9 protein-coding genes are annotated in these 8,737 nt (G+C 67.5%); 4 read left to right on the forward strand and 5 right to left on the reverse strand.

The window, feature by feature from the left end; genetic code table 11:
• Positions 1–103 precede the first annotated feature (103 nt).
• The 4 genes from DBR34_RS08750 to DBR34_RS08765 all read right to left on the reverse strand — a co-directional run bounded on the left by DBR34_RS08750 (position 104) and on the right by DBR34_RS08765 (position 4,315).
• Positions 104–1,501, reverse strand: coding sequence for a UbiA family prenyltransferase (locus DBR34_RS08750; RefSeq protein ID WP_128096519.1), 1,398 nt, complete (start codon positions 1,499–1,501; stop codon positions 104–106).
• Between the two features lie 148 nt (positions 1,502–1,649).
• Positions 1,650–2,630, reverse strand: a complete 981-nt coding sequence (locus tag DBR34_RS08755; RefSeq protein WP_128096506.1) for a lysylphosphatidylglycerol synthase transmembrane domain-containing protein — start codon at positions 2,628–2,630, stop codon at positions 1,650–1,652.
• Positions 2,631–3,569: an electron transfer flavoprotein subunit alpha/FixB family protein gene (locus DBR34_RS08760; protein WP_128096507.1), complete on the reverse strand. Its 939-nt coding sequence runs from the start codon at positions 3,567–3,569 to the stop codon at positions 2,631–2,633.
• The gene (locus DBR34_RS08765) at positions 3,569–4,315 is read right to left on the reverse strand and encodes an electron transfer flavoprotein subunit beta/FixA family protein (protein ID WP_128096508.1); all 747 of its coding nucleotides are present in this window, start codon (positions 4,313–4,315) and stop codon (positions 3,569–3,571) included. The genes DBR34_RS08760 and DBR34_RS08765 overlap by 1 nt, the downstream gene beginning before the upstream one ends.
• Positions 4,316–4,574: 259 nt before the next feature.
• Here DBR34_RS08765 and rfbB point away from each other — a divergent pair, with 259 nt between their 5' ends.
• From rfbB to rfbD, 4 genes are read left to right on the forward strand one after another with little or no spacing between them, the layout of a single operon-like run.
• Positions 4,575–5,630, forward strand: a complete 1,056-nt coding sequence (gene rfbB, locus DBR34_RS08770; protein WP_128096509.1) for a dTDP-glucose 4,6-dehydratase — start codon at positions 4,575–4,577, stop codon at positions 5,628–5,630.
• 32 nt (positions 5,631–5,662) lie between these two features.
• Positions 5,663–6,550, forward strand: coding sequence for a glucose-1-phosphate thymidylyltransferase RfbA (gene rfbA, locus DBR34_RS08775; protein WP_128096510.1), 888 nt, complete (start codon positions 5,663–5,665; stop codon positions 6,548–6,550).
• Complete coding sequence (gene rfbC / locus DBR34_RS08780; RefSeq protein ID WP_128096511.1) at positions 6,547–7,104, forward strand: dTDP-4-dehydrorhamnose 3,5-epimerase; 558 nt, start codon at positions 6,547–6,549, stop codon at positions 7,102–7,104. Before rfbA ends, rfbC begins: the two co-directional genes overlap by 4 nt.
• A complete protein-coding gene (gene rfbD / locus DBR34_RS08785; RefSeq protein WP_128096512.1) occupies positions 7,101–7,991 on the forward strand; it encodes a dTDP-4-dehydrorhamnose reductase in 891 nt (296 codons plus the stop codon). The genes rfbC and rfbD overlap by 4 nt, the downstream gene beginning before the upstream one ends.
• 69 nt (positions 7,992–8,060) lie before the next feature.
• Here the strand turns inward: rfbD and DBR34_RS22445 are convergent.
• The coding region (locus DBR34_RS22445) for a mannose-1-phosphate guanylyltransferase/mannose-6-phosphate isomerase (protein ID WP_258223770.1) at positions 8,061–8,737 on the reverse strand (677 nt) is incomplete at its 5' end.

Genomic DNA, 8,737 nt, shown 5'->3' on the forward strand with positions numbered 1-8,737 from the left:
CTGCCGTCGGCGGGCAGCGGCAGCGGGGCGTGGCGGTCCAGTACCGGCACCAGCCGTTGCTGCACGCGCGGGTATCGCCCCCACGATTGCCCGGCCTGCAGGCTCATATCGCGGCGAGCACGATGACCACGCCCAGGCCGATCACGATCTGGCTGACCCGGTCGGTGGCGGCGAACACGATGGGGTCATCGTGCATGTCGCCCCGGTGGGACACGATCCACATGCGGCTGATCCAGTACAGCAGGATCGGGCACAACAGCCACAACAGCTTGGGATGGCGGTACAGCTCCAGGCTTTCGGGGCTGTTGATGTACAGCGCGAACACCAGCACGCCGATGTACCCGGCGGCCGCGCCCAGCGACTGCACCAGTGGCAGGTCGGCCACCGAGTAGCCGCGGCCGATCGCCAGGTCCTTGCCCTCGGCCAGCGCGGCGGCCAGTTCGGTGTAACGCTTGAGCATGGCCAGGCTGAGGAACACGAACATCGAGAACGCCAGCAGCCAGAACGACAGCTCCGAGCCGATCGCCACGGTACCGCCGATGATGCGCACCGTGTACAACGCCGCCAGCAGCACCACGTCGATCATCACAATGCGCTTGAGCTTGAGCGAATAGCCCAGGGTCATCACGTAGTAGCACAACAGCACGGCGGCAAACGCCGGGCTGCACAGCAGCGCCAGCGCGAAGCCGACCACGGTCAGCAGCGGCGCCGCCAGCAGGCCGTGCAGCAGCGGCAGGCGACCGGCGGCGAAGGGCCGCTTGCGCTTGCGTGCGTGCATCCGGTCCGGGGTGAGGTCGAGCAGGTCGTTGAGCACGTACACGCCCGACGCGCATAGCCCGAACGCGAGGAACGCGGTGGCGGCATCAACCAGGGCGATCGGGTCCAGGAAGCGATGGGCGGTCAGCAGCGGCACCAGCACCAACAGGTTCTTCAACCACTGGTAGAGACGCAGCGCCTTGATCCAGGTGAGCAGGCCGCCGTTCTGGGCAGGCAGGTGGGCCAGCACTTCGGTATGACGCGCGGCATCACGTGCCAGCCGGTCGCCGTTGTTGACCACGATCGCACCGCCTGCGCGTTCCCACACCTGCAGGTCCACCCGGCCATTGCCCATGTAGTCGAACCCGCGTTCGCCGAAGCGTTCGGCCAGGGCGGCGCCCTTGTTGTGGCCGGACAGGTTGGTGTGACCGTCGCTGGCGATGACCTCCTCGAACAGGCCGAGGTGGTCGGCGATGGGCTGCACCAGCAGCTGGTCGGAGGCGGTGCACAGCACGCGCGGGCGCTGGGGGGTGGTGCGCAGGATCTCCAGCACGCGCTCGTCGTAGGGCAGCGTCTCGGCAGGCAACTGCACGCGCTGCGCCAGCTGGCGCTTCACGGCGGCCTTGCCGCCGAGCAGCCAGAACGGGATCAGGAACACGTACAACGGGTTTCGCGCCAGCAGGGCCAGCAGCGATTCGTAAAGGATGTCCGAGCGGAGCAGGGTGCCGTCAAGGTCGACGCACAGGGCGCGGGAGGACGCTGTCACGATAGAAGCGCCCGTGCCGGGTTCGAAATCGTATGCTGCATGGGCAAGGCCTGAGGGTCGAGGATCCACGGCGGATCATAAATGGATGATAAAGGATGCCGCCGGTAGAAACCGTGCAGCAGCGGGGTCAGGCTGGGGATCGGCGCTGCGCGCTCAGTTCCAGCGCCGCCATGGCCAGCATGCCCACCAGCACCGCCAGCCACAGGCTCACCAGCCGGATGCCGATGGCCACCGCAAGTGCGGTGTCGGGGCTGACGCCGTTGGCGCCGAGCATCAGCACGATGGCGGCCTCGGTCGTGCCGACGCCGCCAGGCACGAAGGACAGGGCACCGATCAGCATCGCCAGCGGGTAGATGCCCAGCGCCAGCGGCCAGGCCAGATCGATCCCCACGGACGCGCACAGCAGGGCAAAGGCCGCTGCTGTGAGCAGCCATGCCACGCCGCCCCAGGCGCTGGCCGGCAGCAGCAGGCGCAGGCGCAGCAGGGGCCCAAGGGCCACGGCGCCGTCCACCAGGAAGTGCCCGAGACGGCGGATCGGCGTGCCCGGCACCCTGTCGATCAGACCGCCCGCGGTCCGGGCAAGCCGCGGCCAACAGGCCAACGCCGCCAGACCCAGCAGGACGGCCAGGATGATGGCCACCAGCAGCCCGAACAGCGGGATCAGCGCCGCTGCGCCGATGGCCAGCACGGTGATGACCAGCAGGTCCAGCGCGCGCTCGAAGATGAACGTGGTCAGTGTGGTGCGGGCTGGAACGCCCTGCCAGGCGAAGTAGCGGATGCGCAGCAGTTCGCCGGCCTTGCCGGGTGAGGCTGTAAACGCAAAGCCGGCCAGATAGGCGGCAAAACCGAGGGCCCAGTGGGCAGGCGGGTGGCCTTGCGCCACCAGCACCGCGCGCCACCGTTGGTAGCGGGCAACATAGCTGGCCAGCACCAGCAGGGCACAGGCACCCAGCGGAGCGGCCAATTCAGCCAATCGCGACACGATGTTGCGGTCGCGATCGACGTACCACAACGCCAGCAGATACACGGCCGCGATGGCCGCGACCCAACCGGCAGCACGCCCCCGGCGGGCCGACGAGGCCGGCACCGGGGGCAGGCTGTGGCTCATTTACAGCGCCGCTTCCAGTTCCGGCAGCAGCGTGAACAGGTCACCCACCAGGCCGATGTCGGCGATTTCGAAGATCGGCGAATCCGGGTCCTTGTTGATGGCCACGATGGTGCCGGCATCCTTGATCCCGGTCAGGTGCTGGATGGCGCCGCTGATGCCGACGGCCACGTACAGCTCCGGCGAGATGATCTTGCCGGTCTGGCCCACCTGCAGGTCGCTGGGCACGTAGCCGGCATCCACGGCGGCGCGCGAGGCACCCACGGCGGCGCCGAGCTTGTCGGCCAGCTGGAAGATCACCTTGAAGTTCTCTTCCGAGCCCACGCCACGGCCACCGGAGACCACGCGCTTGGCGCTTTGCAGGTCCGGGCGGTCGGTGGCACCGGCGGCCAGGCCGATGAAGCGGGTGTGCGACGGCAGGGCCGCCTCCACGCTCGCCGCTTCAACCGCGGCGCTGCCGCCCTTGGACGCTTCCGGCCAGGACGCGGCACGCACGGTGGCGACCACGATCTGGTCGGCCGGGACCTCTACGGTGATGATCGCGTTGCCGGCGTAGATCGGGCGCTTGAAGGTGTGGCTGCCTTCGACGGTCATCAGGTCGGACACCTGGTTGACGCCGAGCAGGGCGGCCACGCACGGCATCAGGTCCTTGCCGAAGGTGGTCGACGGGCCGAACACGTGGGTGTAGCCGGTGGCCAGCGCGGCGATCTGCGGCGCCAGTACCTGGGCCAGTGCCTGTGCATTGGCCGGGTTGGCCACGGTCAGCACCTTGGCCACGCCCGCCAGCTGGGCGGCATCGGCGGCCACGGCGGCCGGGTCGGCGGCCAGCACCAGCACGTCGATGCTGGCACCGCTGATGGCGGCGGCTGCACTGACGGTCTTGGCGGTGGCGGCGTTGAGCTTGCCGTCATGGTGTTCGGCAACAACGAGGATCTTGGTCATTACAGCAACCCCTTCTGCTTGAGTGCGGCGACCAGTTCGGCCGCGTCCTTGACCATCACGCCCTTGCTGCGCTTGACCGGCGCGGCGTACTGGGTGGTCTTGAAGGTGTCGGCGGCCTCCACGCCGAGGTCGGCCAGCTGCAGGGTCTCCAGCGGCTTGGCCTTGGCCTTCATGATGTCCGGCAGCTTGATGAAGCGCGGCTCGTTCAGGCGCAGGTCGGTGGTGACCACGGCCGGCAGGTCCACTTCCAGCGTTTCCAGGCCGGCGTCGACTTCACGGGTGACCGTGGCCTTGCCGTCGGCGATGTCCAGCTTGCTGGCGAAGGTCGCCTGCGGGCGGCCCCACAGCGTGGCCAGCATCTGGCCGGTCTGGTTGGCGTCGTCGTCGATGGCCTGCTTGCCCAGGATCACCAGGTCCGGCTGTTCCTTCTCGACCAGCTTGAGCAGGGTGCGCGCGGCGGTGAGCGGCTGGATGGCCTGGTCGGTGACCACGTGGATGGCGCGGTTGGCGCCCATGGCAAGGCCGTTGCGCAGGTGCGCCTGGGCATCGGCGGGGGCGATGGTGGCCACCACGACTTCGGTGGCGATGCCCTTGTCGCGCAGACGCAGCGCTTCTTCCAGCGCGATTTCGTCAAAGGGGTTGGGCGACAGCTTGACGCCGTCGGTGACCACGCCGGAACCGTCCGGCTTGACCTGAATGCGGACGTTGTAGTCCACCACGCGCTTGTACGCGACGAGGATTTTCATCTGGTGCGGAATCCTTGAATAACGGGGGAACGTCCGGCCCTGGAAACAGCAACCGGTTCGGGGGTGGGACCCGGATTCTAACTGGCTGGAGGCAACCATGCGAATGCGTATGGTGATGCTGCGGTGCCGCACGAAACGTGACGTAGTCCGTGCCGTTCACGTGCTGCAGGCAGTCGTGAAGACGGCTGCAATGTATCCTGTGGCGCTGAATTGGACGCCCGTTGGCGCCTCCCATGCACACATAACAGGAGAACAGGTAGTGCCCACATGGCTTGTCACCGGCGGAGCCGGATTCATTGGCGGTAACTTTGTCCTCGAAGCGGTCGCCAAGGGCGTGCGGGTAATCAACCTGGATGCGCTGACTTACGCGGGCAACCTGAAGACCCTGGCCCCGCTGGAGGGCAACCCGGACCACGTGTTCGTGCACGGCGACATCGGCGACCACTCCCTGGTGGCGCGCCTGCTGGCCGAACACCAGCCCGATGCGGTGGTGAACTTCGCCGCCGAGAGCCACGTCGACCGTTCCATCGACGGCCCCGGTGCGTTCATCCAGACCAACGTGGTCGGCACCCTGGCCCTGCTGGAATCGGTGCGCGACTACTGGAAGGCGCTGCCGGCCGACAAGGGCGCGGCGTTCCGCTTCCTGCACGTGTCCACCGACGAGGTGTACGGCACGCTGGGCGAAACCGGCAAGTTCACCGAAACGACCCCGTTCGCGCCCAACTCGCCGTACTCGGCGTCCAAGGCGGCCTCGGACCACCTGGTGCGCGCGTTCCACCACACCTACGGGCTGCCGGTGCTGACCACCAACTGCTCCAACAACTACGGTCCGTACCACTTCCCCGAGAAGCTGATCCCGCTGGTGATCGCCAAGGCCCTGGCCGGCGAACCGCTGCCGGTGTACGGCGATGGCAAGCAGGTGCGCGACTGGCTGTTCGTGTCCGACCACTGCGAGGCGATCCGCACCGTGCTGGCCAAGGGCCAGGTGGGCGAGACCTACAACGTGGGCGGCAACTCGGAGAAGGAGAACATCGAAGTGGTGCACGCGATCTGCGCGCTGCTCGATGCCCGCCGCCCGCGTGAGGATGGCCAGCCGCGCAGCAGCCAGATCACCTACGTCGCCGACCGTCCGGGGCATGACCGCCGCTACGCGATCGATGCCAGCAAGTTGAAGGATCAGCTGGGCTGGGAGCCGAAGTACACCTTCGAGCAGGGCATCGGCTTCACGGTCGACTGGTACCTGGACAACCAGGAATGGGTGAACGGCGTGCTTGACGGCAGCTACCGCCTGCAGCGCATCGGCACCGCCGCCTGAGCGGCGGCCATCCACAGACAGAGGACCACCGCATGACTCAACGCAAGGGCATCATCCTGGCGGGCGGCTCGGGCACGCGCCTGTACCCGATCACCAAAGGCGTCAGCAAGCAGCTGTTGCCGGTCTACGACAAGCCGATGATCTACTACCCGCTCAGCGTGCTGATGCTGGCGGGCATCCGCGATGTACTGATCATCAACACCCCGCATGAGCAGGCGCTGTTCCAGGCCCTGCTGGGCGACGGTTCGCAGTGGGGCATGAACATCGAGTACGCCGTGCAGCCGAGCCCGGACGGGCTGGCGCAGGCCTACCTGATCGGCCGCGACTTCGTCGACGGCAAGCCGAGCTGCCTGGTGCTGGGCGACAACATCTTCCACGGCCATGGCCTGCGCGAAGTGCTGCGCAACGCCGACCAGCGTGACACCGGCGCCACCGTGTTCGGCTACTGGGTCAACGATCCCGAGCGCTACGGCGTGGCCGAGTTCGACAAGGCCGGCAAGGTCATCGACCTGGTCGAGAAGCCCGAAAAGCCGCGCTCGAACTACGCCGTGACCGGCCTGTACTTCTACGACGGCAACGCCAGCCACCACGCCGCCGAACTGAAGCCGTCGCCACGTGGCGAACTGGAAATCACCGACCTCAACCAGCGCTACCTGCGCGAGGGCAACCTGCATCTGGAAGCGCTGGGCCGCGGCTATGCGTGGCTGGACACCGGCACCCACCAGTCGTTGCTGGAGGCGTCCAACTTCATCGAGACCATCCAGACCCGTCAGGGCCTGCAGGTGTGCTGCCCGGAAGAAATCGCCTTCGGCCAGGGCTGGATCAACGCCGAGCAGCTGGAAGCGCTGGCGGCACCGCTGATCAAGAACGGCTACGGCCAATACCTGCACACCCTGGCGGTACGAGGAGTTGTTCCGTGAAAATCATTGAAACCAAACTGCCCGGTTGCGTGGTGATCGAACCGGCGGTGTTCGGCGACGAGCGCGGCTTCTTCTTCGAAACCTGGAACGCCGAGCGTTTCGGCCAGCATGGCCTGCCCACGAAGTTCGTGCAGAGCAACGTGTCCACCTCGGCCAAGGGCGTGCTGCGTGGCCTGCATTACCAGTGGCCGCGGCCGCAGGGCAAGCTGGTCAGCGTGCTGGAAGGCGAGGTCTACGACGTGGCCGTGGACATCCGCCGCGGCTCGCCGACCTTCGGCCAGTGGGAAGCGGTGGTGTTGAGCGCCGACAACAAGAAGCAGTTCTGGATTCCGGAAGGGTTCGCGCACGGTTTCGCCGTGCTCAGCGAGCGTGCGGTCTTCAGCTACCTGTGCACCGAGGTGTACCTGAAGGACTTCGACGCCGGCGTGCGCTGGAACGATGCCGACGTCGCCGTGGACTGGCCGATCAGTGGCCCGACCCTGTCGGCCAAGGACGAAGCAGCCCCGTTCCTGAAGGACATTGCCGACGACCGCCTGCCGGTGTTCCAGCCGTGACCGTGCTGCTGTTCGGCGGCAACGGTCAGCTGGGCCAGGAACTGCGGCGCGCGCTGGCGCCGCTTGGCGAGGTGGTCGTGACCACCCGCAGTGGCACGCTGCCCGATGGCAGTGCCTGCGAAGTGGCCGACTTCAACGCGCCCGCGTCGTTGACGGCACTGCTCGACCGGGTTCGCCCCGACGTGGTGGTCAATGCCGCCGCCTACACCGCGGTGGACCGCGCCGAGGACGACCGCGATGCCGCCTGGCGCGCCAATGCCGAAGCCCCGGGCGTGATTGCACGCTGGTGCGCGGCGGCCGGCGTGCCGCTGGTGCATTACTCCACCGACTACGTCTTCGACGGCCAGGGCAGCCGCCCGTACCGCGAAGAGGATGCCACCGCACCGCTCGGTGCCTACGGTGGCAGCAAGCTGGACGGCGAGGAGGCGATCCGCGCCGCCGGTGGGCGTCACCTGATCTTCCGCACGGCGTGGGTGTACGCCTCGCACAGCGCCAACTTCCTGCGCACCATGCTGCGTGTGGGGGCCGAGCGCGATGTGCTGCGCGTGGTCGCCGACCAGGTCGGCACGCCGACCCCGGCGGCGCTGATTGCCGATGTCACCGCCCAGGCGCTGCAGCATCCCGGTGGCCTGTCCGGCACATGGCACCTGACCGCGAACGGGGAAACCAGCTGGCACGGGTTTGCCGAGGCGATCTTCGCCGAGGCGGTGGCGGCGGGAAAACTGGCGCGCGCGCCGAAGGTCGAGGCGATCACCACCGCCGAGTACCCGACCCCGGCCAGGCGCCCGGCCTATTCGGGCCTGGACGTGACCCGGCTGGAGTCGGATTTCGGCATTGCCCTGCCCAGCTGGCAGGAGGGCCTGAAGCGGGTCATCGCCGAGCTGTAACGGCGCGCCGCGTCCGGATGCAAAAAAAACCCGGCCTTGGCCGGGTTTTTTCTGTCTGCGGCGTGCCGGTCAGGCGCGGCCGTAGGTGTCCTCGAAGCGCACGATATCGTCCTCGCCGAGGTAACTGCCCGACTGCACTTCGATCAGCTCCAGCGGCAGCTTGCCCGGGTTCTTCAACCGGTGGGTGACGCCCAGCGGAATGTAGGTGCTCTGGTTTTCCGTCAGCAGCAGCACGTCATCGCCGCGGGTGACTTCGGCCGTGCCGCTGACCACGATCCAGTGCTCGGCGCGGTGGTGGTGCATCTGCAGGCTGAGCGTGGCGCCGGGCTTGACGGTGATGCGCTTGACCTGGAAACGCTCACCGTGGTCGATGGAATCGTAGGCGCCCCACGGGCGGTACACCTTGCGATGCCAGGTCGCCTCGGGGCGACCTTCGGCCTTGATCCGTGCGACCACCTGTTTGATTTCCTGCATGCGGTCGCTCTTGCCGACCATGACCGCGTCATCGGTCTCCACCACGATCACATCCTCCAGGCCGACCAGCGCGATCAGGCGTTCGCCGTAGGCATAGGTGTTGTGGCAGTCGATCGCGATGACGTCGCCGTGGTGCGCGTTGCCATCGGCATCCTGCGCCGACACGTCGCGCAGTGCCGTCCACGAGCCGACGTCGTTCCAGCCGGCATCCAGTGCCACCACCACGGCATCGGCGGTCTTTTCCATCACCGCGTAGTCGATCGAATCCGACG

Source organism: Stenotrophomonas sp. HMWF003, from assembly GCF_003061285.1.
Lineage (GTDB): Bacteria > Pseudomonadota > Gammaproteobacteria > Xanthomonadales > Xanthomonadaceae > Stenotrophomonas > Stenotrophomonas maltophilia_AP.